The 26553-nt window shown below is 34.8% G+C and carries 23 protein-coding genes; 12 read left to right on the top strand and 11 right to left on the bottom strand.

What is annotated here, in order from left to right; all coding sequences use genetic code 11:
* Window positions 1–24: 24 nt before the first annotated feature.
* Window positions 25–1083 carry an SDR family oxidoreductase gene (locus ABTV69_RS19320; protein WP_433831702.1) on the bottom strand — a complete coding sequence of 353 codons (1059 nt, stop codon included), beginning with the start codon at window positions 1081–1083 and terminating at the stop codon, window positions 25–27.
* 92 nt (window positions 1084–1175) lie between these two features.
* A complete protein-coding gene (locus ABTV69_RS19315; RefSeq protein ID WP_433831700.1) occupies window positions 1176–1769 on the bottom strand; it encodes a Crp/Fnr family transcriptional regulator in 594 nt (197 codons plus the stop codon).
* A gap of 163 nt (window positions 1770–1932) precedes the next feature.
* On the opposite strand from ABTV69_RS19315, the gene ABTV69_RS19310 reads away from it, so the two are divergent.
* Window positions 1933–3867: a metallophosphoesterase family protein gene (locus tag ABTV69_RS19310; protein WP_433831698.1), complete on the top strand. Its 1935-nt coding sequence runs from the start codon at window positions 1933–1935 to the stop codon at window positions 3865–3867.
* A 300-nt stretch (window positions 3868–4167) separates the two neighbouring features.
* On the opposite strand, the gene ABTV69_RS19305 is transcribed toward ABTV69_RS19310, so the two are convergent.
* Window positions 4168–5232: a phosphatidylinositol-specific phospholipase C1-like protein gene (locus ABTV69_RS19305; RefSeq protein ID WP_433831696.1), complete on the bottom strand. Its 1065-nt coding sequence runs from the start codon at window positions 5230–5232 to the stop codon at window positions 4168–4170.
* Between the two features lie 265 nt (window positions 5233–5497).
* Between ABTV69_RS19305 and ABTV69_RS19300 the strand changes: the two genes are divergently transcribed.
* The 5 genes from ABTV69_RS19300 (at window position 5498) to ABTV69_RS19280 (ending at window position 12967) form a co-directional block, all read left to right on the top strand.
* Window positions 5498–6022: an RNA polymerase sigma-70 factor gene (locus tag ABTV69_RS19300; protein WP_433831694.1), complete on the top strand. Its 525-nt coding sequence runs from the start codon at window positions 5498–5500 to the stop codon at window positions 6020–6022.
* Between the two features lie 83 nt (window positions 6023–6105).
* Window positions 6106–7029, top strand: coding sequence for a FecR family protein (locus ABTV69_RS19295; RefSeq protein ID WP_433831692.1), 924 nt, complete (start codon window positions 6106–6108; stop codon window positions 7027–7029).
* Window positions 7030–7099: 70 nt separating this feature from the next.
* Complete coding sequence (locus ABTV69_RS19290) at window positions 7100–10381, top strand: SusC/RagA family TonB-linked outer membrane protein (RefSeq protein ID WP_433831690.1); 3282 nt, start codon at window positions 7100–7102, stop codon at window positions 10379–10381.
* A 5-nt stretch (window positions 10382–10386) separates the two neighbouring features.
* Window positions 10387–12156, top strand: coding sequence for a RagB/SusD family nutrient uptake outer membrane protein (locus tag ABTV69_RS19285; protein ID WP_433831688.1), 1770 nt, complete (start codon window positions 10387–10389; stop codon window positions 12154–12156).
* A 442-nt stretch (window positions 12157–12598) separates the two neighbouring features.
* A complete protein-coding gene (locus ABTV69_RS19280) occupies window positions 12599–12967 on the top strand; it encodes an STAS/SEC14 domain-containing protein (RefSeq protein WP_433831686.1) in 369 nt (122 codons plus the stop codon).
* A gap of 73 nt (window positions 12968–13040) precedes the next feature.
* Here the strand turns inward: ABTV69_RS19280 and ABTV69_RS19275 are convergent, their stop codons facing one another.
* The 3 genes from ABTV69_RS19275 to ABTV69_RS19265 are packed head-to-tail and all read right to left on the bottom strand — an operon-like array spanning window position 13041 to window position 14279.
* Window positions 13041–13313 (bottom strand): PrgI family protein, encoded by a 273-nt coding sequence (locus ABTV69_RS19275; protein ID WP_433831684.1) that lies wholly within the window; start codon window positions 13311–13313, stop codon window positions 13041–13043.
* Between the two features lie 44 nt (window positions 13314–13357).
* Window positions 13358–13756 (bottom strand): hypothetical protein, encoded by a 399-nt coding sequence (locus ABTV69_RS19270; protein ID WP_433831682.1) that lies wholly within the window; start codon window positions 13754–13756, stop codon window positions 13358–13360.
* Window positions 13757–13790: 34 nt separating this feature from the next.
* Window positions 13791–14279, bottom strand: a complete 489-nt coding sequence (locus ABTV69_RS19265) for a hypothetical protein (protein ID WP_433831680.1) — start codon at window positions 14277–14279, stop codon at window positions 13791–13793.
* Between the two features lie 314 nt (window positions 14280–14593).
* On the opposite strand from ABTV69_RS19265, the gene ABTV69_RS19260 reads away from it, so the two are divergent.
* Together ABTV69_RS19260 and ABTV69_RS19255 are read left to right on the top strand one after the other, a co-directional pair.
* Complete coding sequence (locus ABTV69_RS19260; protein ID WP_433831678.1) at window positions 14594–15067, top strand: CinA family protein; 474 nt, start codon at window positions 14594–14596, stop codon at window positions 15065–15067.
* 98 nt (window positions 15068–15165) lie between these two features.
* Window positions 15166–15594: an NUDIX domain-containing protein gene (locus ABTV69_RS19255; protein WP_433831676.1), complete on the top strand. Its 429-nt coding sequence runs from the start codon at window positions 15166–15168 to the stop codon at window positions 15592–15594.
* A 2-nt stretch (window positions 15595–15596) separates the two neighbouring features.
* Here the strand turns inward: ABTV69_RS19255 and ABTV69_RS19250 are convergent, their stop codons facing one another.
* Complete coding sequence (locus ABTV69_RS19250) at window positions 15597–16514, bottom strand: DsbA family protein (RefSeq protein WP_433831674.1); 918 nt, start codon at window positions 16512–16514, stop codon at window positions 15597–15599.
* 519 nt (window positions 16515–17033) lie between these two features.
* Between ABTV69_RS19250 and ABTV69_RS19245 the strand changes: the two genes are divergently transcribed.
* Both ABTV69_RS19245 and ABTV69_RS19240 read left to right on the top strand, forming a co-directional pair.
* On the top strand, window positions 17034–17513 hold the full coding sequence (locus tag ABTV69_RS19245; protein WP_433831672.1) for a redoxin domain-containing protein: 480 nt from the start codon (window positions 17034–17036) through the stop codon (window positions 17511–17513).
* Between the two features lie 6 nt (window positions 17514–17519).
* Entirely contained in the window at window positions 17520–18134 is a 615-nt protein-coding gene (locus ABTV69_RS19240; protein WP_433831670.1) for a thioredoxin family protein, read from the top strand.
* Window positions 18135–18282: 148 nt separating this feature from the next.
* On the opposite strand, the gene ABTV69_RS19235 is transcribed toward ABTV69_RS19240, so the two are convergent.
* The 4 genes from ABTV69_RS19235 to ABTV69_RS19220 all read right to left on the bottom strand — a co-directional run bounded on the left by ABTV69_RS19235 (window position 18283) and on the right by ABTV69_RS19220 (window position 21954).
* Window positions 18283–19512 (bottom strand): PQQ-dependent sugar dehydrogenase, encoded by a 1230-nt coding sequence (locus tag ABTV69_RS19235; protein WP_433831668.1) that lies wholly within the window; start codon window positions 19510–19512, stop codon window positions 18283–18285.
* Window positions 19513–19866: 354 nt separating this feature from the next.
* Window positions 19867–20160 carry a DUF3861 domain-containing protein gene (locus ABTV69_RS19230; protein WP_433831666.1) on the bottom strand — a complete coding sequence of 98 codons (294 nt, stop codon included), beginning with the start codon at window positions 20158–20160 and terminating at the stop codon, window positions 19867–19869.
* Window positions 20161–20179: 19 nt separating this feature from the next.
* Window positions 20180–20911 carry a LytR/AlgR family response regulator transcription factor gene (locus ABTV69_RS19225; protein ID WP_433831664.1) on the bottom strand — a complete coding sequence of 244 codons (732 nt, stop codon included), beginning with the start codon at window positions 20909–20911 and terminating at the stop codon, window positions 20180–20182.
* On the bottom strand, window positions 20908–21954 hold the full coding sequence (locus tag ABTV69_RS19220) for a sensor histidine kinase (protein ID WP_433831662.1): 1047 nt from the start codon (window positions 21952–21954) through the stop codon (window positions 20908–20910). The genes ABTV69_RS19225 and ABTV69_RS19220 overlap by 4 nt, the downstream gene beginning before the upstream one ends.
* A 265-nt stretch (window positions 21955–22219) precedes the next feature.
* Between ABTV69_RS19220 and ABTV69_RS19215 the strand changes: the two genes are divergently transcribed.
* Together ABTV69_RS19215 and ABTV69_RS19210 are read left to right on the top strand one after the other, a co-directional pair.
* Entirely contained in the window at window positions 22220–23374 is a 1155-nt protein-coding gene (locus ABTV69_RS19215) for an efflux RND transporter periplasmic adaptor subunit (protein WP_433831660.1), read from the top strand.
* Window positions 23375–23379: 5 nt separating this feature from the next.
* Window positions 23380–26550, top strand: a complete 3171-nt coding sequence (locus tag ABTV69_RS19210; protein ID WP_433831658.1) for an efflux RND transporter permease subunit — start codon at window positions 23380–23382, stop codon at window positions 26548–26550.
* The last annotated feature ends 3 nt before the right edge of the window (window positions 26551–26553 follow it).

The raw sequence follows: 26553 nt of genomic DNA, 5'->3' as shown, positions 1-26553 counted from the left end.
TTTTATCAAGGTTTTATTAATATTTCAAGGTATAACTTTATTTAATCGAAATTGGTCGAATAGTTTAAAAAACATTTCGTCGGTATCTACAAATTCATGAAAACCTAAACGTCGTGCTTTGGTTCCATCTGAGAAAAAATCATAATCCCAAGAAAAGACAAAATCTCCAAATTCCCAAACTGCTAATTTCTCGTAATTGTGTTTTTCTAAATTATATTTTTCCTGTATATTTTTCCAAACAATATCTTTATCTGCCATCACAGATTTTAATTGCATTGGAAGCGGTTGCGCAACAGGAATCTCGAAGTAATTCGCAATTTTTGGCCAAAGTTCTTCCCATCTAAATAAATCGCCATTTGTAATATTAAAGGCCTGATTAGCACATTTAGGATTTGTAGCAGCCCAAACAGTAGCTTTAGCCAATAATCCGGCATCGGTCATTTCCATTAATTTATCGTATGCTCCAAGTTTTCCAGGAAATCGAAGCGGAATATGTAATTCTTTTGAAATTGAGGCGTAAACAGCAATTAAAAGAGCTAGATTCATTGGGTTTCCCAAAGCTGTTCCGCCAACTACTGACGGACGAATCGCACTCCAAGTCCAATTTTTTACTTCTTGTTTTTTCTCTAAATAGTGTTGTTGCGAAGTATTAAATTCTGGAGGCATGTGGCTGGCATCAGTTTCTTTAGCTGGAGTTTTAAAGGGGCCAAGGTGTGCGCCATAAACTTTATAACCTTGCATTAAACTGATATGCTGAAGATTTGTAGCAATTGGTTCAATTGTTTCCACTACATTTTGAAGCATTTTCATATTGGGTTCAACAAGTTCCGACCAAGTTGGACGATTTTGATAAGCAGTATAATAAATATGGGTGATATTTTTTAGTTCAGATAATTGCTTTTTACAGCTTTCTATATCAAGTAAATCAACAGAAATGAATTTTAAATTCTCGCAATCTGTTCCTCCTTTTCGTGACAGCCCAATCACATTCCATTTTTTTGTAGATAAAAGATAATCAATAAGATTAGTGCCAATTACTCCGTTTGCTCCAACTACTAAAGCCGTATTTTTATTTGTTCCCATTTTCTTTGTATTAAGATTTTTTACAAAGTTCTGGCGGTTGTGGCAGATTAAAAATGAAGTAGATTATGGAAAAAGGTTGAAGTAGTTCAACTTTATTCCTTCAATTTTTTGTTTCGTATTTTAGATAAAAATTCAGTTGTCATTCCTAAATAAGAAGCTAGAGTATATTGTGGCACTCGTTTTACAACCAAAGGAAATTCGGCATTAAAACTTTCGAAACGTTCTTCGGCAGAAGAAGTAAGATTCATAATAATTCTTCGCTGAAAAGAGGCAGCAGTTCGTTCTGCCGTTATGCGGAAAAAGGTTTCAAATTTAGGATTGGCTTTCTTTAATTTCGTTTCAGCATCAAAATCGATTTGTAAAAGAACTGAATCTTCAAGCGCTACAACAAACATAGTCGCAGGCTTTTGATAAATGTAGCTATTGTAGTCCGAGATCCACCAATCTTCAATGGCAAATGCAATAGTATGTTCCTGTCCGTCATCGCCTACCACATAAGCCCTTAAAGCGCCTTTTACGACATAACTTCTATATTTTGCAATAAAATCAGGCTGCACAATAAACTGTCTCTTTTTTATTTTGGTGATTTTAAACTCAGATATAAATTGATTAAGCTCTTCGTCAGAAAAGGCTACACGAGCTTGCAAATGATCAATTAAAGATTGGTATTCTGTCAATTTTTCCAATTTATTACTTTTCTAGGTTAGCTATATATTCAAAATTACAAAACATTATTATTCCATAACACTATCATAAACTGATTCTAGGATTAAAGTGATAAAATTGCTGTCGATTAAAAATTGCAAAACTTCTAATAAAGCGTCCCCAATTTATTAAAGTTAAAAACCTATGAAATTAAAATTTACTTCACTTTTTATAGTGTCCCTTTTTGCTGTTTTTAATAGTTTCGTTTCGGCGCAGAAAACAAAGAATTTGAACGGGACACAAATCGCATTTTTATCTGATGTTCATTTGCAAGACTTATTTGGCGGATTTTCAGATTCTGATTATAAAGGCGTTCTGAATCCGAAAACGAATCAATATGTTTTGGTGCGAACCATGTCATCGCAATTGCATTCTACTCGAATTTTCAATGAAAACTATTTTGCTTTCCTTGCGGCTTTAGAAGATATCGCAAAACGAAAGATCAAATACGTAGCGCTTCCAGGCGATTACACGGATGATGGACAGCCCATTCACATTCGCGGATTAGCTAAAATTTTAGAGCAATATTCAAAAAAATACAGTATAGAATTCTTCATTACCACAGGAAATCACGATCCAGTTGGACCTTTTGCACAAGAATCTGGAAAAGAAGATTTTTTAGGGAAAGAAGGTAAAAGTCAACCCATTTTTAGCAAAGACGGCATGTATGCGCCAAATTTCACCATCGAACAGCCTGTAGTTGTTACCGCCGATATTGCTAAAATGGGTTATTTAGGAATTACCGATAATTTGAAAGATTTTGGTTTTCATCCAAACAAAAAATATAAATTTTGGGCAACACCTTTTTCGGATTATTCTAGTGAAAATTATTCGTTTGATAAAGCTTTAGAAAGTGCAAAATTGGCTAATCGTGTATACGAAGTTGCACCGGGTTACGAAGTTCCAGACGTTAGTTATGTTGTAGAACCAGTTGACGGACTTTGGTTAATGGCAATTGACGGAAACGTTTATATTCCGAAGAAAACGAATGGTGATCCAAAAGATTCGAAAAGTTATTCTGAAGCCAGTACGGGATATAATAATGTGCTTTCAAACAAAAAACATTTGATTGAATGGGTTAAAGACATTTCGGCGCAAGCCAAAAAACAAGGTAAAACTCTGGTAGCTTTTAGCCATTTTCCGATGATTGATTTTAATGATGACGCTTCCGCGGAAATAAAAGAGCTGCTTGGTCCAAACAAATGGCAGTTGAATCGAGTTCCAGTTGAAGAAGTGGCGCAGGTTTTTGCCGATGCTGGATTGAAGATTCATTTTGGAGGCCACATGCATATTAACGATACAGGAGTTAGAACTTCGCCAAAAGGGAATACTTTAGTAAATGTGCAAACACCGTCGCTTGCAGCATATATTCCAGCTTATAAATTACTGACTTTAAAGAAAGATAATGTTGTCGATATTCAGACTATTACAATTGATGTGGTTCCGAGATACAATGAGCTTTTTGATATGTATAAAATGGAATATCAGTTTTTGGAAAGTCAGAATGCGAAAGATATTTGGAATATCGATATTTTAAAGACTAAAAACTACCACGATTTTACCGATTTTCATTTGAAAGAATTGGTACGCCTTCGTTTCTTAAAAGACGATTGGCCTTCAGATTTTGCTAATTTTCTATTGAATGTTTCGGCTAAAGATTTATTGGTTTTAGCGAATATCAAATCAGATAAGGATTTTGATTTTATTTTGAAAAATAAAGAGCAGTTTCAAAAAGAATGGAAAGAAGCGGTAACGAAATCAGAACAGACTTTAGCTAAAAACAAACTAAAAGAATCCCATTTCAATTGGACAGGAAATGATCTTTTAATTGATTTTTACCGTTTCAGAAGCGCAGACGAATTGGCTCTTGCTGATGTTGGAGTTGAACGAGCAAAACAGTATAAAGTTTTATCTGAGTTGTTTTTAGAAGGAACTAAAGCTGATCTTTCAAAAGATACTCCGTTTCAAAAACGAATGAAGTTGTTCTTGATTATCTTTAATAAATTCATGCATGAAGTTCCAGCAGATCATTTTACTGTTGATTTGAAGACAGGAGAGATTAACCGCAAAGAGTGCTAAGAATTGCGCAAAGAACGCAAAGTTTTTTTAAATCTCGTAAAGGCGGAAAGTCGCAAAGAATATATAAAACTTTGCGAGCGATTAATAAGTAAGGTTACGCAGAGTTCGCGGAGATTTTTTAATCTCGCAAAGGCGCAGAGTCGCAAAGAATATAAAAAACTTTGCGACTCTGCGTCTTTGCGAGCAATTCAAAAGCAAGTTCGCAAAGCTTTATCATTTAGCTTTGCGAACTTTGCGTTTATATGCGTAATCCTAGGTAAAAATCCTTGCGTGCTTTGCGGTTAAAAAACACATAGAAATTTAAGGCGCAGTTACAGGATTATTTCGAACATAACTTCCGTCATCGTACTTAATTTGGTACGGAGAATTGAAGAATGTGCTTGGCAGATAATAATCGGTTGTGATGATTTGCGCACCTGATTTTTTAGCCAATTCAAAATGTGTGTAATCATTGGCGCGTGCTTCTTTGGTATCAGAATCGGCTCTGGTTCTTATGATATAGCCTTTTTTTACTAAATCTTCAATTGTTGGATCTTCTGCATTATTTCTAAATAAAGCTGCAGCTTCTGGTTTTCCTGGTTCGGCGTTAATAAAAACGGCGCGTCCCTTAAGGGACGGGTGATTCAATGCGTACAAATCTCTTTTTGCGCCGTTATTATCTAATAAGAATAAAAATCGTCCTTTGGCTTCTTTTAAAGTTGGCCAATTATTATTTAAAACTGCTTCTTCGAGTGTTTTGTATTTTCCGCGAACCATATCTGGCGTAATCAGTTTGTCTTTTCCTAATTCTTTACGGATTACTTTATCCATTTCGTCAAAAACTGCCGCGGTAAAATCTTCTGGTTTTGTTCCGAAGAAATTCGCATCGCCGTCTTTTGGTTCTAAAGTGATAAAAACAGGAACGTGTCCGGGATTAGCATCCGACCATTTTTTTAATTCCTGAAGACAGCTTTCGAACGTATAAACAGAAGTTCTAAAATCGATATCTGGCATGTGGAAAACCTTAAATCCAGGTTTTTTCATTAATCCGTTTGGATCGTAGGCTTCTTTAGATTTAGCGACATCCAAACCTTTTGGATGAGCATATTTTCCACCTTTCGCGTCAGTAAAAATATCGATTTCCAGATTGCGTAAACCTTTGTTTAATTGGTCGGTAATACTGATATGAGTGTATTGCAAGCCTTTAAGAGAACGAGTGGTGTCTCTGGCTTGTATTAGATTGTATAAATCAGTTTCGATCGCATGGCGATAACTGTTATGAGATCCGATAACCTGAAGCTGGTTAATTTTCAGATTGTCGTTCTGCGCCTGAGCATTGATATTTAAAGCTCCAGCGAATAATAAAGTAAACAAAAATTGTTTCATAATTCTAAAAATGTAATTGATACTGTTGACTGGGGACGCATCAAGAGAAAATTGCATTTTTGAAAGGGACTAAGTTAAAATGGGATTGCGGTTTTTGTGTTAGATTAAAAAAAAGAAATCGCAAAGTCATTTGTGCTGTGGCTTTAAAAAAGTAGTATTTCTACAGCAAAAGTGTTTATTTATTAATTTAAAGATAACCTTGACGCAAAAAAGATTGGCTTTTCATTTTATTATTTTACGATATTAAAAAGCCTGTAATTGTCGTATGAATAATCCTGAAATTTTTGAAAAAACGTATAACCAATATTGGAAAAAGCTCAATGCGTTTTCTTATACGATGACTCAGGACAAAGACTTGGCGCAGAACATTGTTCAGGATGTTTTTGTGGATTTATGGGAAAGAAAAGAAGAACTGAATATTAATGCCATCGAACCCTTTTTATTTCGTGCAGTTAAAAATCAGGTTTTCAAACATTATCAGAACAATCGTTTTGATAAGACTATTTTAGAAGAAAAATTTGAAGACTACATTATAGACAATTTTTCGACTATAGATCCCGAAATTATGGATCTGCTTTATGCTGCATTAGATAAACTTCCAGAAAAAAGAAAAGAGGTTTTATTAATGTATAAATTTCAAGACATGACAATCGATCAGATTGCAGACGAACTTGGAATTTCAAAACAAACGGTAAAAAATCAGATTTCATCGGCTGTAAAACAACTTCGCGAAGGCTTAAAAGACTTGGCTTGGCTGGCTCCATTCATTATTTTAAATCATAAATTTTAAGATAACTTTCGCTTGATGTTTTCATAATATTCGACGATAGTACGATTTCGAGTTTCTAGTACTTATCTATAACAATAAGTATTATGATAAAAAGAATCAAACATAGTTTAGACTATTTGCTAGATAAAAGTTCGCGAGGAAAAACTTCATCAGCAGAAGAAAATTTATTAAATGATTTTGCTTTTGGCGAATATCAAAACTCAAAGTGGGATAATGATCTTATGGGAAATCCAGAAATCGAATCTCAAAATATCTACGACGAAATTCAATTAAGAATAGGAAAGAAGAGATCTTTCAATCCTTATTTAAAATATATGGCTGCTGCCAGCATTCTTTTTCTGCTTGGTTTAGGATTTTTCTTGAGACCAAATGTTTTAAACCAAAAACAAATCACATTTAAGACGTCATCGATCCCCCAATCTATCCAATTAAGTGACGGTTCGAAAATTTATCTGGCAGCAAACTCATCATTTCAGTATCCTGAAAAATTTGAAGGCGATCAAAGAACGGTTTCTTTACTAAAAGGAAACGCGTTTTTTGAAGTTGCCAAAGATAAACAGCATCCGTTTATCATTCATTCTGGAGAAATTCAGACTCGAGTTGTGGGAACCTCATTTCACATTCAATTATCAAAATCTAACTGTAAAGTAATTGTGGTAACGGGAAAAGTAAATGTTTCTGGGAAAGGACAGAGTGTAGATTTAGTGCCTAATCAAGAAGCTTTATTTGAATCTCAAAAGCTAACCAAACAAATGGCAGACAAAGCATTTTTGGTGAATTGGTACAATCAAGATGTAACGCTTGACCAAACTACTTTAAAACAGGTTATTGCCATTTTACAATATAAATACGGAGTTTCATTTCAGTATAACAACGAACACGTATTAGCAACGCCGTTAACGGTATTCATTAAGAAGGACGCGACATTAGAAAATGTTTTGGAACAAATAAATTATATCACAAACCTAAAATTCAAAGTCTATGGCGAAATAGTTAAAGTGGATTAAAAACAAAAAAAGCAGTTGCGGGAACAACTGCCATTAATAATTAAGCATCGTAAAAACAATTACTTAAATCATGTATTTTAAACCTTCTTATTTAAATCTAAAGAGTTTTGTCTTTTTAGTCCTGGCTTTACTTGCCTTTCAAAGTGGCTACAGTAAAACTAATTTTAAGGAATCAAAAGTAGCAAATAAAATAGAAAAAGCTACTCTGGTTTCTATTTTTTCAAAATTGACACAAAAAACCGATTACAAATTCAGTTACGGACAAGCTGTAATTGCTGATAATACGGCTTATACAGTAAATTATAGCAATGAGTCTATTACTGCGATTTTGAATGACCTTTCTCAAAAAGCAAATTTCAATTATAATATTAATGGAAAACTGATTTTAATTCAGAAAACCGCTGCGCCAAAAGCGGCAAACACAAAAGCAGTAGACAGAATTAAAGTAAAAGGAAAAGTGGTGGACGAATTTAAAGTGCCTATTCCTGGAGCAACAGTATCTGAAACAAGTTCTTCAAATTCTACCGTTACTAATTTTGATGGAGAATTTGAAATTACAGTAGGCGAAGGAAAAACATTAGACATTTCTTATATGGGTTATAAAACCAAAACAGTTGCCGTGCAAACTGGTTTTATGACAGTTCAATTGGAGCCAAATACAGCGGAGTTAAACGAAGTTTTGGTTGTAGGTTACGGAAAACAATCTAAAAAAGACGTTACAGGTGCGGTTACGCAATTGGAAGCCGCAAACTTCAAGCAAGGTGTAAACGTTTCTGTAGATAATTTAATGCAAGGAAAAGTGGCTGGTGTACGTGTTGTAAATACAAGCGGTGAGCCAGGAGCAGGAGTAAACGTAACCATTCGTGGAGTTGGATCTATCAGAAGCGGAAGTACACCTTTGTTCGTTGTAGATGGTGTTCCGTTGTCAAATGATGATGTAAGCCCTTCTGGAAGCAACGTAGGTTTTGGAAGCTCTTCTGCTAAAAATCCATTAAACTTTTTGAATACAAGCGATATCGAATCGATTACCGTTTTAAAAGATGCATCGGCTTCTGCCATTTATGGAGCAAGAGGATCTAATGGTGTAGTTTTGGTAACAACTAAAAAAGGTTCTAAAGGCGAGGGAACATTAACTTTTGATACATACACAGGAGTTGCAACTGTGGCTAATAAGTTGGATGTTTTAAGTGCAGGAGAGTACCGAAATGCAATTACTGACAAAGCCTTTGATCATGGTGGAAATACAGATTGGCAAGATGTGATTTACAGAACTGCTATTACGACAAATAATTCGCTTTCTTTTTCTAAACAAACAGACTCTGGAAATTACTATGCTTCTATCGCGCAAATGGATCAGGAAGGTGTGGTTCGCAACAGTAATTTTAAACGTCTTTCAGGAAGAATTAATGCAGCAGAATCATTTTTGGACAACAAACGTTTGAAAGTAAAAATGAATCTTACGGCTAGTGAAACGAAAGATGACGGAGTTCCAACAAGTGATGATGGTGGTTCTAACGGACAATTGATTGTTCATACTTTAATGGCAAATCCAACGCGTTCTGTTTTTGATGCGAATGGAAATTACACGAACTTCAACATGAATGCTCATTACAACCCAGCATATTTGTTGAGCATTTACCAAGATCAAACGAGAACATTGAGAGTTTTAGGAAATTTAGAAGCTTCTTTAAGAATTATTGACGGATTAGAATACAAATTAAACATTGGTATTGACCGTTCTATGGCAGAAAGAAACACGACTATTTTTCCAAACTTGACAGATTTGAATCCGAAAGGGAAATATGTTCAGAATAATTTAGATTCTAAAAACTCTCTAGTTGAGCATTATTTGACATACAATTTAAATTTAGATAAGCATAAAATCGAAGCTTTGGCTGGTTTCTCTTACCAAAAATTTGAAAGATCAGGAACAAGTTTCAGTATTGACGGAATCTCGAATCAAGGCGAAGGAGTTCCGCCATCAATCAATCCTGGTTTCAAAGGAACACAATCTGGAACAACGGGTTACGCACAAGAAAACGAATTGCAGTCTTATTTTGGAAGGTTGAATTATAGTTTTGACAACAGATATTTGGTAACGGCTTCTATGAGAGGTGACGGATCGACTCGTTTTGGTAAAAACAATAAATACGGTTATTTCCCATCTTTTGCTTTAGGATGGAATATTGCTAACGAAAGTTTCTTGAAAGAGTCTTCTACTTTAAACAATTTAAAACTAAGAGCAAGCTGGGGACAAACAGGAAACCAAGAAGTAGAAAATAAAATCACGCAGGCAAGTTATTCATTGTCTGGAGCGGATGGATATTATTTATACGACGACTTAAATTTAGTGAACGGAGTTTCTGTAAACAGAACGCCAAATCCTGATTTGAAATGGGAAGTTGTAACGCAGTATAACGTAGGTTTAGATTTTAATTTATGGAATGATAAATTGTACGGGACATTAGATTATTTCAATAAAACGACTACAGATGCAATTTTGAATGTTCCTTCTCAAGCTTTGAGTCCAACGACTACAATCTGGACCAATATTGACGGTAAAATCATCAATAAAGGTATCGAGTTTATGCTGGGGTCAAAATTAGTTGACACTAAAAACTTTACTTGGAACATTGATATGAACGGCGCGACTTTAAACAATAAAATTGAAGATCTTCCGGTATCAGAAATTTTGACAGGAACCATTTCAGGACCTGGACAATCTGGTGTAAATGCTAATATTTACAAAAGCGGTTATGCTGCTGGTTCATTCTACTTATTGCAGCACATTGGTTTTGATGCAAACGGAGCCAATATCTTTAAAGATCAAAACGGAGACGGTGTAATTGATAATAGCGATAGAATTATTATTGAAGGAGCGTTGCCAACTTTCTACTACGGATTTAACAGTGATATGAGATATAAAAACTTTACGTTTTCGTTCTCTATCATCGGACAAACAGGCGGTTATTTATTGAATAATACAGGTTTGAATGCCTTAAATATAAACAACTTGGCATCAGATCGTAACGTAGCAACAGGTTATTATGAGTCTGGAGCAAATGCAGCAAACTCACCAATCTTGTCTACTTTATTCTTAGAAAAATCAGATTTTATAAGATTGAATACAGCTCGTATCGGTTACAATTTTGACTTAAAAGGACTAAACTGGATCAACGGATTAACGCTTTATGTAACAGGTCAGAACTTAATTACGATAACAAATTATACAGGGTACGATCCGTTAATCAACAGTCCGAAATCAAACGGAGGAAATCAATCTATCGGTATCGATTATGCAAGTTATCCAACTTCTAGAACATTCAGTTTTGGAGCAACTTTAAAACTATAATTATTATGAAGACAAATACAATTTTTAATATAAAAACAATAGCGATATTTTCTTTTATATGGCTTTTTGCAAGCTGTACAAACCTTGACGAAGTGGTGTTGGATGAGGTTTTAGGGGAAGATGCTTCAAATCCTGCAGGGGCTCTTGCAGCAGCTTATGACCGTTTGGGAGACGGGACTTTTGTAGATCATGGAGGTGTTTTCTCTTTACAAGAATACACAACAGATGAGGCGATCTTGCCAACTCGTGGTAGTGACTGGGGAGATGGCGGAAAATGGAGAGACATGCATGAGTTTACATGGAAATCGGATAATGCGATTGTGGTGGATAACTGGAATAAATTGACAAACGGAATTACGCGTTCGTTAACTGCAATCCAATCAGTTGAAGAAAGTTCAATTCCAGAGAAGAAATTGTTTTTAGCGGAAGCGAAAGGACTTTTAGCGTATTATTTATACACGACTTTAGATTTGTACGGACAAGCGCCATACAGAGATCCAATGAACCCAAATGCGCCTTTGCAGATTTTAAAAGCCGATACGCAAATTGATAAATTAATTGCTGATGTTGAAGCTTTACTTCCAGATTTGGCAGAAATGGGAACACAGCAAACGCACCATGGAAGATTTACAAGAGAAGCAGCCTACGGATTCTTAGCAACTATGTACTTAAACCGTGCTGTTTTTAAAGATCGTTTCAATACAGCTTCAGCTTTCAATTTTAATGAAGCAGCTGCAACGGGTACAGGAACAGATATGGATCGTGTAATTTATTATACTTCATTGCTGATTAATTCTGGTAAATATTCCTTAGAAAGCGATTATTTCAAAAACTTTGCAAGAGATAATGAGAAAGGAAAAGAATTGATTTTTGCTATTTCTCAAAAGATCGATTACATCAGAAATGGTTCAAACAGCTTTGCTTATGTATGTATGGAGCGTAATCAAAGAACTTCTGCAGCTAATAGAGGAACAAATGCTGCATGTACAACACCTGAGTTTTTTGCAACATGGGATGGAAATCACGATGATCCAAGATTCCAACAAAAATACCAGTATTCAGACGGAACTTGGTTTAAAAATGATGGAACAGATATTAGTGTTCCTGCAACAGATATTGTACCAAAAAGCGCCAACTTGCCTTGGTTTCACTTTAACAGAGGAATTCAGTATGGACCACAATACGGACCAATCTTATTGTCTTCGGGTTCATTAGAAATGGTTAACGGACGTATAAAAGTTTCGCCATTAGTAATGGAAAAGAGTACAACTACAAGAATGGATTTTACGCCTTCTTTAACTTTCAAGAATCCAGCTCAGGCTGTTTTTGCCCAAAATGAAATCAATCAAGGAGCACGTATTTTTAAATATGAATTTGATCCAGAAGGAGGTAACGGAAATAGTAATGTTGACATTCCTTTATTCCGTCTAGGAGGAATGTACACGATGAGAGCTGAAGCTTATTTCAGAAAAGGAAATACTGGTCTAGCAATGGAAGATTTAAACAAATTGCGTACAAGCAGAAACAGAGAATCTTTATACGGAAGCACACCAGGAAAAGCTCTGACTTCAATAGATCAAACGATTTTATATAATGAAATTGGTTTCGAATTATACTGGGAATTGTACAGAAGACCGCAAATGATCCGTTTCGGGAAATTTGATCTTCCAGGTACGGCAAAACCAGCTTCAGAACCTTATAGAAGAGTATTCCCAATTCCGCAGTCCACAATCGATGTGACTAAAGAATTTGAACAAAACCAAGGATACAATTAAGTTTGTGTGTTAGTTTATTTTTTATTTTTTTCAAAAAGCCTGTTTCGAGTAGATGCAGGCTTTTTTTTCTTAAGATTCTAAGGGACTAAGGTGCTAAGATTCTAAGTTTTTTTTCTCTTTGCTCATTTTTACAAATTGTAAAAATTCTACACATAAAGATTTATCCGTAGAGACGCACTGCAGTGCGTCTAATGTATTTTAGGAAAAATAAGAATTGAAAAAACCTTGCGTTAGATGCACAGCAATGCATCTCTACAAATATCAACCAGGAAAAACTTAGAATCTCAGAACCTTAGCATCTTAGTATCTTAAAAAAATATAATAAACGAATAGTTAAATGTAAGTGTTATCTGATTGATAATGAGTATATTTGAGTTGCTATTAAACATTAAAAAAATGTTCCAAATAAAACCTCATAAATTAACTCAAAAAGTATAAAATCATGATACATCAAATAGATACCACAGATAATATTGTTGCCTTTAGAGCATTGGCAGAAGTAACAAAAGAAGATTTTTTGACTACAGTAACTCCAGCGGTTGAGCATTTGGTAAAGCAAATCAATGAAATAAATTTTTTATTGGTTTTGGATACTGACATTAAAAATTTTACACCAGGAGCGTGGTTAGAAGATGGACTTTTGGGACTTAAAAATTTAGGAAAATGGAATAGAGCCGCAATTGTTACGGATACAGAAGAAATTATTTCTTTCACTAACGGCTTTAGTTATATTGTTCCGGGCGAGTTTCGTGGTTATAAAAAAATAGATTTTAATAAGGCATTAAATTGGGTTGAAGGAAATATCTCGTAACTCCATTTTATCATAAAAAAAGATCGCTTATTTTAATATAAGCGATCTTTTTTTTATGATAGGTTATTATCGATTAGTGATTGTACTCGATACCGCTGCTTGATTTAGCATCAATTTTATCTTTACTCACTTGACTGTATTTTTTATAGCAAGCCGAAGCTAAAAGTGGCAATGCAAGCCCCCCAACAACAGCGCTTGCTTTTTGATGTCCGGTTTTCTTTAAAACTGCTGATGCCAAAAGAACACCAACACCAGCACATACCATTTGTTTTACTGACAGATTTAACGGTTTACTTTCAGGTTTGATTCCGTGTAATAATGGGTCTATAAAATTCAAATTCTCCATGATGTCAATTTTATTTAATTATACTTACTTTTTTATTTGTTATTTTAATTTTTACTGTCTACGCTGTCAGTTTCACTTTCAATTTTCTCTATTTCTACCTTTTCTTTTTTAATCGCTTGGCGTAATAGTGCAAAAAGGCTCATATAGACGTTTGCCATAAAAACTAGAGAAAACCCTGCCAAAATATAACCTCTCCAATCATTTAACAAAAGTTTATAATCGCATATAATCAGAAAGGCAATTGTAACATAATGACTGAAGCAATATTCACAAGTAAGAAGATAAAAGAACTTTCTAGATAAAATGTATCTGTCATTTTTGGAATGTCTCACACACCATTCATGAGGTTCTCTAAAAATTTCTTCGTGCGTTACTGTCCAGCTAATACAGGCAATTGGAATTGCAAGAACAAATAGCCAGACAATCTGAGTTGCTAAAGTCATATTGATATTACATTACAATTTACAATAATTTTTGCTATTCTCTAGGGTGATTTTCTGGATAGTGTTCGGCATCAAAATCATCTAATTCCTCATCCTTGTCATGATCTTCATCTCTTTCACGATCGTTTTCGTATTGTAAATCAGGATCATATTCATCATTTAAATCATCTTCGGTGTCATCGTTTGTAATGGCATCGTCTTCATTGATAATTCGTTCCTGGTTAGGAATGTTTTCTGCTCTGATATTAGGGTTAGGTTCAAAATCTCCCTTTGGATGAGAAGGATCTTCAACAAACTCTTCTTGATATTGATACGGATCTTCGTCTCGTGCATAATTGTCATTATCAATAAGCTTGTTTTGCTCGTAATGATCTGGATCGCTTTCTCCAAATTCTCGGCTGTCATGTTTCTTTAAAACTTGTTTGAATTCGTCTTCATTAGAATAAGTCCCGTCAACAAGTGTGTTTTGTTCGATATAATCAGGATCAAATTGACCGTAATCATGGTTATGTTGCTTTTCCATAATAGTGTTTTTTTGATTTGTTATTTTTTTAATGTTTGAATCTTCACAAGAAGATGATTAAAATATTTACAGTTCTCACTGTAATTAAATTTCAGGCTTATATAATTTTATTTGGCTTGTAATTTCGATTTAGTCGAGAAGCTATATTTACAAAATTAACATCTAAAAAGGACGGGTGTATTATAAAAAAAAATGATATAGTTGCATAATTAACAGTTACTTATAATGTAAAAATTGTAAGAAATTATGTAAGTTTACTAAAGTGAAACAAAATACATTTGATAGAATAATATCCAATTAAATTTAAAAACAATATGGCATCAGAAAAGGTAACAGCGTGCTGTCAGGCTTTAATAGAAAAGAACATGACAATTGCATTTGCAGAAAGTGCTTCTGCAGGAAAAATGTGCTATGAATTTTCGACTGTTTTTAATTCGGGAAGAATTCTAATAGGAGGAATAGTGTGTTATCATTCTTCTATGAAGGAGGATTTACTTCATATTCCGTGGGGAACAATTGAACAGTATAGTGCAGAATCTGCTGAGGTTACGAGGCTGATGGCGCAGAATTTTTATCGTTATATTAATTCTGATATTTGTGTAGGCTTAACTGGATTGACAACGCCAGGTGGCAGCGAAAGTGAATCTAAACCCGTAGGGACTATTTTTTTACATATAATCTTCGCTGAAAAACAAATTGCCAAACGTTTTGAATTTAAGGGAACGCCAGAAGAAATTATCAATCAGGCAATAGATGTTGTAGCCGACTTGATTTTGAAAGAGATTTGACTAAAAGTATATAATAAAGAACAAAAGCCGTAAAGAAATTAAACTTTACGGCTTTTTAATTTTTAAATTTGCATCGAAAGAATTTTGATTTTCTATTTATGAAACCTCTCTCTAGTTTTAACGTAAGAGCCTATGCGATATGCGAAAACGATACTAAGATTTTAGCACTTTATGAATACCACAAAGGTAAAATATTCTGCAAACTCCCTGGCGGAGGCGTTGAATTTGGTGAAGGCGTTTTAGACTGTTTGCACAGGGAGTTTTCAGAAGAACTTGACGTTAAAATTGAAATCGTAGAGCACTTATACACACAAGAACATTTTGTGGAATCGATTTTAGACGACGGCAGACAAATTCTACTGATTTATTATATTGTGAAAATAACCGATCTTGAAAACCTAAAAATCAATAGTCCTGATATTAGCAAATTTGAATGGATCGATGTGAATGAAAATCCGTTTGTTTTGCCAATTGATAAAATTGCTCTCGCCAAATACAGAGAAAGGTCAAAAGATGTCAATCAATAAATTTACTTTTTAATAATATAAAGCGAACCGTTTTTGATTGTCTTTTTGTCTAATAAACCTTGCTGATGTAATTTTTCTAAAATAGAGGTAGCTTCAGAAGTTGATTTGTCTAAAATAACCGCATATTCTTTGGGAGCTAATGTTGGAAAAGTCTCAAATAGATCTAATGCATTTTCATTTTTAATATTTTTCTTTTTTGCTTCAGGAAATAAAGCCAATAAGGTATTCTTGAAATCTGCATAAGGTTTAGAACCATAGACAGTTAATTGCTTGCCATTTCCGTCGGAAAAAAATAAAGTTGGAAAACCCCTCACTCCAAGCGTTCGGGCGTAGTTTAAATCTTCTTGAAAAAGTTCTTCAGCATCATCATAATCTGCTTTTAATTTCTGAACATCCAAACCAGCGTTTTTTGCAGCTTCTGTTATGTTTTCCCATTTTGCAATATTCTTCTTATCCAAATACAGCTTTTCGCGAAGAATACGCATAAAGGAAATCGCTTTTGTTTTGCTTTGCATTTGAGCCGCTTTCATAGCAATACAAGAAGGATAAGAAGAATCTAACGGATCTTCAATCCAAACATTTCCGTCAATCGGCATCTCGTAATACAAACTAGCTTCATCCCAATGATGTGCTACATCAGAAGGTTTGCTTATTCCGCCACTGTTATAGCTCCAATCGGGCAGTAAACCACCCATTCGATAATCAATATCAAAATAATCGCCGTATTCTAACTTTAATTTTCTAAGTTGAGGTTCGATTCCCCAACAAGAAGAACAAATAGGATCGGTGTAGTAAATAATTTTAATAGGTTTATTTTCTGATGGAATCAATGTTTTTTCATTCGATTGTTCGCCAATAGGCATTTCACACATTCCACTCACAGGATCGCATAATAACGGATTAGTTTTATCTTGACTCATTTTTGAATTCGTTTGTGATTGGCAGCTTGTACTGCAAATCAAGATTAATAATAGCGACAGTATTTTCATAATTTTAAAATGTACGCTCGAGTTTTTAATTGCTGCAAAGTTGAGGTGAATATTATTGTGAGTCAATTAGTCAAAAAAAGATGACTAGAAAAGGTGATGATGATATAATGTTTCGAATCTATGATTCTCGATTTTGAATATCGCTATTTTTCGCTGGATTAAAATCCAGCGCTACAATATTGGACGAGCCTAACGGCTCTTTTACGTGAGATTCAACAATTCAATTTTTATAATTCCGTAGGAATGTTTTGGTCTTGTAGCAACGGATTTTAATCCGTTGTCATAGAATAGACCGAGATCTAAAGTTCCGTAGGAACGAAACATAATAAAACTTAGAAAATTAGCATCTTAGAATCTCAAAAAAAAATCATTAATTTTTCATTAACAAAATCTAATTACGCATTAGTTTATATTTGTAGGAAACAAATTAATTTTAAGGTCAAAAGATCGATGAAAAATAAACTTTTAAAAATTTCCTTTTTTCTGTTTTTGCTTTTTTCCGTGAAAGGATACAATCAGAACGTGAAGCTTTTAACTATAAATCAGCTGAACGAGCGAGTAAAAAACGGAAAAGACAGTACCTATGTGGTTAACTTCTGGGCGACTTGGTGCGCACCCTGCATAAAAGAATTACCGCATTTTGAGAAACTGAGAGCAGAATATAAATCAGAGAAATTGGCTATTTTATTGGTGAGCTTAGATTTTAAATCGAAACTGCAATCAAATGTAATTCCGTTTGTGAAAAGGAAAAATTTAAAAAATGAAGTTTTTCTATTAAACGAAAGCAATCCACAAGAGTTTATTGATAGAATAGATCCAAGTTGGTCAGGAAGTATTCCAGCAACGCTTTTTATTAAAGGAGACAAAAGAAAATTTGTGGAAAGCGAATTTACCTACGAACAATTATTAACTGAATATAAAAAACTGTAAACCATTATGAAGAAAATAATCTTATTACTAGCATTAGCATTTTCTGCTTTTCTATCTCATGCACAAAATGCAGTAACCCTTAAAGCGGGGGATACAGCTCCAGATTTTAAATTGAAAAATGTAGACAACAAAGAAGTTTCGTTCGGAACTTTTAAAGATGCAAAAGGATATATTGTTGTTTTTACCTGCAATACATGTCCGTACGCAATTGGATATGAACAGAGAATTATCGATTTAGATAAAAAATTCAAATCACAAGGATATCCAGTAATTGCGATTAATCCAAACGATCCAGAAGCTTCTACGGCAGATACATTTGCAAAAATGCAGGATTTGGCAAAGGAGAAAAAATATTCTTTCCCCTATTTATTTGATCCAGGACAAAAAATCACTGATGAATATGGCGCAAAACGTACCCCTCACATTTTTATCGTTTCTAAAACGGCAAAAGGAAATGTAGTAGAATATGTTGGAGCAATCGATAATGATCCAGAAGGAAATAATCCGCAGAAAGTAAAATACGCTGAAGATGTAATTGCATCATTAAAAAGCGGTCAAAAACCTGCCGTTACACAAACCAAAGAAATTGGCTGTACTGTAAAAAGAAAAGCAAAAGCTTAAGTTTTTTGTTTCAGGTTTCAGGTTTCAAGTTTTATTCTGGTGCGTTTAACTTGAAACCTGAAACTTGAAACAAAAAAAAACAAAATCACAAAAACACGAAACGCCCCATAATTGGGGCGTTTTTTGGCATGTATAGTGAACAAGTTGTTTATTTTTTATCTATTCGATAAAGTCTTCCTTGATCGGTAACGGCGTATAATGCTTCATCTTTTCCTTGTGTAATATCTCTAAATCTTTGTCCTTCTGTGGCTAATAATCTTTCCTCACCAGCTACTTTATTGTCTTTAAAAGCTAAACGCACAATGTGCATACCGCTTAAAGAACCAATAAAAAGATTATTTTGCCATTCTGGAATACGGTTTCCTGCGTAAAATGTCATTCCACTTGGTGATACTACAGGATCCCAATAATAAACAGGCTGTTCCATTCCATCTTTTTGTGTAATACCTTCTCCAATTTTCGTACCACTATATTCAATTCCGTACGTAATTGTTGGCCAGCCATAATTTGCTCCAGCTTTAATTCTGTTAATTTCGTCGCCACCTCTTGGGCCGTGTTCGCTTTGCCATAATTCACCTGTAGTCGGATGTATGGCCAATCCTTGTGGATTTCTATGCCCAATGGTATAAAGTTCTGGTAAAGCTCCTGATTGTGTGAAAGTTGGATTGCCTGATGCCGCTTGTCCGCTTGTGGTAATATGTACAATTTTTCCCAAGCTGCTAGTTACTGATTGTGCCAACGGACGAGTTTCTAATACAGATCTTTCTCCAATGCTCACAAATAAATTTCCAGTTTTATCAAATAAAACGCGGCCTCCGTAGTGTAGTGTACTTGCGTTTGGGGTATTAGAACGATAAATAACAGTCGGATTTTCAATAGCAGTTTCATTGTCTGAAATTCTTCCTTTCGCTACAGCGGTAATATTTCCACCAGCAACAATTTCAGAGAATACCCAATAAATCATTCGGTTAGTAGCGTATGAAGGATCTAAGCAAATCCCTAATAATCCTCCTTGATCAGCAGGATTTACTGCTGGTACGCCAGTTAATGCGTTGCCAATAACTCCAGCCTGAGTAACAATTCTAATTTTCCCCGATTTTTCAGTTACCAAAAGACGTCCATCAGGAAGATAGGCAACTCCCCAAGGAGCGCTTAAACCGCTGGTGATTACTTTAGCTTCATATGCTGTGGTAGTTTGAATGCTTCCTGCTCGTGTTTGTCCAGAAAATGCGGGCTGATAAGTGGTATTGGCATTACCTGTTTCTACAGGTGGACCAGTTGGTCCCGGATCGGTTCCTGGGTCAGTATTGTCGTTATTCGAACAGCTGCCCAAAATAAAAATTCCGGCTAGAAGAAAAATACTTTTTTGAATTATCATAATGCTTCATTTTAATGGTTAAAAAATAATTTTTTGCATTATCGAACATTTCGAAAAAGAAGATTGCGAGTAGAGATTCGTTAATTAGAAATGGTCAGTTTCAAACGAAATTCTCAATTTTATTTTCAATTAAGAATGCCTAAATGCTTTTAACATTTTATGTGAAGCTAAAGAATTTCATTTAACAGAAATTAAACTTCTTTTGGAAAAGCATTTAGTGGGACATGCCTAATTGGAACGGAAAATTGCTACAAAATATTGCCAGTAAGAATTGTATTGTTTTTTTCTTAGCAAAAAATTAACATTCTAAAATTCAATAAAAATGGAGCTGAAGTCTTGTTTTTAAAGAGAAATTTAAAGACTTTTTAATTTTTTCATGAAGACAGGAAATACTTCATTTAATTCTTCAAAAAGCGGATTTTTTCTGTTTTTTAATTTGATTTCACTAAATAATTTTAACCCTAAAGCAAATTGAGTAGCTTCAGACTCATTGGCAAAAATGTTTTTAGATTTTATTCTTTCAATAATTCCGAAGATTTCGTCGTGATTGTCAAATTCGATTCCGAGTTCTTTTGCAGGTTCGGTTTCACCATTTGCATATTCCTTAAGACTTAAAGTAAGGTAATATTTGTTTGATCTTTTTTCCATGATATTTACTATTCTAATTTTATTTTAGCCATTTATCGACTAATACTTTAAACGCTTCTTTGTATTGCTCGCCGACTGTGATTTCTATTTTATCGATAAAAATCGAGTTTTTGCTGATAGCGCTAATTTTGTCAAGCGAAACAATAAAGGAACGATGAACGCGCATAAATTTTGAGGAAGGTAGTTTTTCTTCTAATGCTTTAAGTGAAATAAGGGACATTAAAGCTTTTTGAGAATCTTCGAGATGCACTTTTACATAATCTTTTAAACTTTCGATATAAGTGATGTCTTTTAATGAAATTCGAACCCATTGGTATTCGACTTTCAAAAAGATAAATTCATCATCGGCAGCAATTGTTGTAAAATTGTTATTGGCTTCTTCTGTTAATTGCAAAACTTTGCTTGAAGCGCGCAGAAATTCTTCGTAGCTGAAAGGTTTTAAAAGATAATCTACCGCGTTTACACGATAACCTTCGATTGCATAATGATTGTAAGCTGTTGTAAAAACAATTTTTGGCAGTGGTCCGGCTTGATCTTGTAGAAGTCTTGCCAATTCCATTCCGCTCAAATTAGGCATGTTGATGTCTAAGAAAACCAAATCGGGTTTTGTTTCTTTAATGATGCCCATAGCGTCTACAGCATTGTCGCATGTTGTAATTAATTCTAAAAATGGAGTTTGCTGTATAAACGTTTCTACCAGTTTTAAAGCTAATGGTTCATCATCTACTGCTATACATTTTAATACCGTCATTGCTCTAGATTTATTTTCAATTTAATTTTATATGTTCCATGATCGGTAACGCCAAAAGAAATATAATGCTGATTAGGATAAATCAGTTGTAATCTTCGTTTGGTATTGGTTAGACCAATTCCGCCAACGTCAGAAACCGATGTTTTTTCAAAATAAGTATTCTCTACTTCAAATTCCAGATTGCCGCCATTTTGTGTTAGTTTAATGTAAATCTCGCTTTTATCTGTAGCATGAACACCATGTTTAAAAGCATTTTCTACTAAAGGTAGTAATAACATGGGAACAATTGGATAGTCGTGTATTTTTTCTGGAATGTCTGTTGTAATAGTTAGTTTGCTATTGGCACGAAGCTTCATTAATGCAATGAAATCTCTCATAAATTCTGCTTCTTTCAGTAGCGTAGTTTTTTCTTCGTTACTGTAAAGCAAATAGCGCATCATGCGGCTTAAAGTATGTAATGCATTTCTAGAATCTTCAATATCAGTATAAGTCAGAGAATAAATGCTATTTAATGAATTAAAGAAAAAATGCGGATTAATTTGCGCTTTCAGCATGGCCAATTCTGCCATTGTTTTGTCTTGCTCCAGTTTCAGTTTGTGTTGTGCTGCTTTTTGCCAGTGTGTTAGCATCGCCCAACTGGTACTGATTCCTAAAACCAATAATGTCAGAGTAAAAACGTAATTATCAAAATACGGATTTTTATATTTCTTAAAGCCAATAGCCTTACTAATTTGATTATGGAGATCGGTTTGTGAGGTATAAAAATAGGCAATTAACTGCAGGGTTATAATGGCAGCAAATGCCCAGACTAAGAAAGCCGAAGTATTGTCTTTAATGATGGTTTTTGGGACTATAATTTTTGCCGTATAATAAAAGAGAATGATTAGTTGAAACAATATAATGCTCTGCCAAAGCCAGAATGCCTCAGGAAGTACCACATTCCAAGTTAATGGAATGTAAAACAACATAAGATAGCCTAATAAAGACCAGCCAAGGATGTGTAGCCCGGTAAATAAATAAGGTCTAAAAAAGTTTGGTGCCATTAGAATTTGTGATTTTAGGGACAATATTACATTTTATTTAAATATGAAATTGGAGCAATCGCTAAAACCTGAATTAGAGCCTCTAGAAAGCATTTTAGAGCCGACGGGATAAAAATTAAACACTTGTTTAATAGTAATAAAAATTCCGTCGGCTGTCATCTTACCTTTATCGATTGTCTTTCGCTCTTCGTCTATTTGAAAATTTTTGTGTGTTATATTTTAGTTCTTTTGTTGTCATATAATAGATAATTACACATTTTTCAAGATGAATAAGCAATCATTTTTAAGCATTCTAGCAGCATCACTTATTATCGCTTCTTGCGGTAAAAATGATAAATCGGCTCAAGCCGGAGGAGCTCCGCAGATTAAAGAATATAAGACTGTTACACTACAGCCAGAATCAGCTACGTTAAATAGCGATTTTCCAGCTAGTATACAAGGACAACAAAATATAGAAATTCGCCCAAGAGTTGAAGGTTACATCGACAAGATTTTCGTAGATGAAGGAGCTGTTGTAAAAGCAGGGCAGCCATTATTTAAAATTAGCGCTCCAGAGTATGAGCAACAAGTTCGTACGGCAACGGCAAGCATTAAGAGTGCTCAGGCAGATGTAAGCTCAGCAAAATTAGCTGTAAATAAAGTAAAACCATTGGTTGAAAAAGGAATTATCAGTAAATACGATTTAGAGTCTGCTCAATATACTTACGAGTCAGCTGTTGCTTCTTTAGCGCAAGCAAATGCGGCTTTAGTAAATGCAAAAGTTAACTTAGGGTATACTACAGTAACAAGTCCAGTAAATGGTGTTGTAGGTTCAATTCCTTTCCGTTTAGGAAGTTTGGTAAGCTCGAATACGGCTGAACCTTTAACAACAGTTTCAAGTATTGGAAATGTATATGCCTATTTTGCTATGAATGAAAAAGTCTTGCTGAATTTTACTAAAGACGCTGGAGGTTCATTAAACCAAAAAATAAAAAGCATGCCGGCAGTTTCTTTATTGCTTTCAGATGGTTCAACTTATGATCAAAAAGGAAAAATAGAAACCGTAAACGGATTAATCAATACAGAAACAGGTACTGTAAACTTTAGAGCACGTTTTCCTAATCCAAAAGGAATTATTAGAAGCGGAAGCAGCACTACAGTTAGAATTCCGAACGAAGTTAAAAATTCAATTATAGTTCCTCAAAGCGCAACATTCGAATTGCAGGATAAAATTTTCGCAGTAGTTGTGGGTAAAGATGGAAAAACTAAGAATGCAAATATCACCGTTTTAGACAATTCAGCAGGTAATTATTATGTAGTTACAAGTGGTTTAAATCCTGGAGATCAAATTGTGTTAGAAGGAGTAGCCTCTCTAAAAGAAGGAACTGAAATTAAAGCCCAAAATCAAAGCCCAGAAACAGTTTACGCCGATTTAAAATAAAAAAAATGTTTAAAAAATTTATACAAAGACCCGTACTCTCAACGGTAATATCTGTTATTATCGTTATTTTAGGTGTTTTAGGCCTAATTGAGTTACCGATATCGCAGTATCCAGATATTGCACCTCCGACAGTAAACGTGGCGGCTAGTTATACAGGAGCCAATGCCGACGTGGTACTAAAAAGTATTGTAATTCCGTTGGAAGAGCAAATTAATGGTGTAGAAAACATGACGTACATGACTTCTACAGCAACTAATGACGGAAATGCATCTATTAAAATCTTCTTTAAAGTAGGAACAAACCCAGACTTAGCAGCGGTAAACGTTCAGAACAGGGTTTCTAGAGCAACCAGTTTATTGCCTGTTGAGGTTACTCAAGCTGGGGTTACCGTTACAAAAAGTCAGAGTAGTAACTTGTTAATTTTCTCATTATACAGTGAAGACAAAGCTTACGACCAGACGTTTCTTCAGAACTATGCGAAGATCAACCTTGTACCACAAATTCAACGTGTTGTTGGGGTAGGAGATGTTACCGTTTTTGGTGCAAAAGATTACTCGATGAGAATCTGGCTTAAACCAGATGTAATGCAGCAATACAAATTGATCCCAAGCGATATTTCGGCTGCTTTGGCAGAACAGAATATTGAAGCTGCGCCAGGTAAATTTGGTGAAAATGGAGATCAGGCTTTTCAATATGTAATTAAATACAAAGGACGTTTAACAAGTGCTCAAGAATTTGAGGAAATTGTAATTAAGTCTGTTGGAAATGGGCAAATGCTTCGACTTAAAGATGTTGCTAAAGTTGAATTAGGATCTTTAAGCTACGCTTCGACTATTAAAACAAATGGAGTAGAATCGGCAGCGATGGCAATTAGCCAGACTCCAGGATCTAATGCGCGTGACGTAATCAACAATTCTAAAAAATTGATTGAAGAAGCAGCGAAGAATTTCCCGAAAGGAGTTAAATATACCACTCTGGTTGACGTTAACGAAAACTTGGATGCTTCTATTGAAAAAGTAATCCATACTTTGGTGGAAGCTTTTATTCTGGTTTTCATCGTAGTGTTTATTTTCCTTCAGGATTTTAGATCGACTTTAATTCCAGCAATTGCAGTTCCAGTTGCGATTGTGGGAACGTTTTTCTTCCTGAATTTATTCGGATTTACGATTAACTTATTGACACTTTTTGCGATGGTTCTGGCCATTGGTATTGTGGTCGATGATGCGATTGTGGTCGTAGAGGCGGTTCACGCTAAACTCGATCATGGATATAAATCGGCTAAAAAAGCGACAATTCATGCAATGGACGAGATTTCGGGAGCAATTATTTCGATTACATTGGTAATGGCCGCGGTATTTATTCCAGTAACTTTTATTGGAGGTTCGACAGGGGTTTTCTACAAACAGTTTGGTATTACACTTGCGGTCGCGATTATTCTTTCGGCAGTAAATGCTTTGACTTTAAGTCCAGCATTGTGTGCTCTTTTACTGAAACCGCATGCAGACGATCATAAACATAAAAGCTATTTACAGCGTTTTTATACTTCATTTAACGTGGCATTCGATAATGTTACAGCAAGATACAAACGTTCTGTAAGTTTCCTTTCTGCTAAAAAATGGATTGCAGTAGCTTCAATTGTAATTGCGGGTATAGCATTAGTTTATATGATGAAAACGACACCTTCAGCTTTCGTACCATCTGAAGACCAAGGTACTGTATTCGCTAACATTAGTTTGCCGCCATCAGCTTCTATGGAACGTTCGGATGTCATTGCGAAAAGAGTAGACAGTATTGCAAAGACAATTCCGGGAGTTAGAAATACACTTCGTATTGTTGGTCAAAACTTTACAGCGGGTGCGGGTAGTGCTTACAGTATGGTTATTGTGAAATTGAAACCTTGGGATGAACGTGATTTGAGTGTTGATGATGTAATCGGACAGCTTTTTGCAAAAACAAGCGGAATTCGTGAAGCCAATATTTTCTTTATTTCGCCTCCAACGATTCAAGGTTTTGGACAAAGTGGCGGATTCGAATTCCAATTGCAGGATAAAGGAGGTCACACAACTTCTGAATTTTATAAAGTAAATAATGAATTCTTAGCCAAGTTATCAGAGCGCCCAGAGATTCAGTATGCAACGACACCATTTAATCCTGGTTTCCCTCAGTATATGATGGATATTAATTTAGCGAAAGCGAAAGATGCAGGAGTTTCTGTAAACACGATTTTATCAACAATGCAAGGATATTATGGTGGATTGTACGCTTCGAATTTCAACAAATTCGGAAAACAATATCGTGTAATGATTCAGGCTTCTCCAGAGTTTAGAACGAACACGCAAGGATTAAATAAAATCTTTGTTCGTAACAGCGCTGGAAACATGGCGCCAATTACAGAGTTTGTAAAAATGACGAGAGTTTTTGGTCCAGAATCGATTTCGAGATTTAACTTATTTACTTCGATTTCGATTACAGGAGCACCAAAACCAGGATTTAGTTCTGGAGATGCTATTAAAGCAATTCAAGAAGTAGCTGCAGAAAGTCTTCCTGCAGGTTATGGTTACGAATTCTCAGGTTTAACACGTGAGGAATTGGCATCTGGAAGTGAGACAATTTTCATTTTCATCTTATGTTTGGTATTCGTTTATTTCTTGTTAAGTGCTCAATACGAAAGTTATATTTTGCCATTCGCCGTATTATTCTCAATTCCTTTTGGATTAGCGGGAGCGTACTTGTTCTCGATTATTTTCAAACTGAACAGTAATATTTACTTGCAGATTTCTTTAATCATGTTGATTGGACTTCTCGCGAAGAACGGTATTTTGATTGTCGAATTTGCTTTGGACAGAAGAAGAAAAGGTCTTCCAATTTTACAAGCTGCAATTGATGGAGCTGTAGCACGTTTACGACCTATTTTGATGACTTCTTTTGCCTTTATTTTAGGATTAGTTCCGTTGATGTTTGCGACTGGTGCGGGTGCCGTAGGTAATAGATCGATTGGTACTGGAGCCGTGGGAGGAATGTTAATTGGTACAATTTTAGGGGTTTTCGTGATTCCGGTATTGTTTATCATTTTCCAAACCTTACAAGAAAAAGTAAGTGGTCCGGCAAAAGATGGTTATGATGATGACGATGATGATGAAGACGAAATTCATTTAATAGAAGCTCACAAAGAGTAAAAT

This window comes from Flavobacterium anhuiense (assembly GCF_050990855.1).
Classification (GTDB): Bacteria; Bacteroidota; Bacteroidia; order Flavobacteriales; family Flavobacteriaceae; genus Flavobacterium; species Flavobacterium anhuiense_C.
This window is presented reverse-complemented; position numbering and strand designations above follow the sequence as displayed.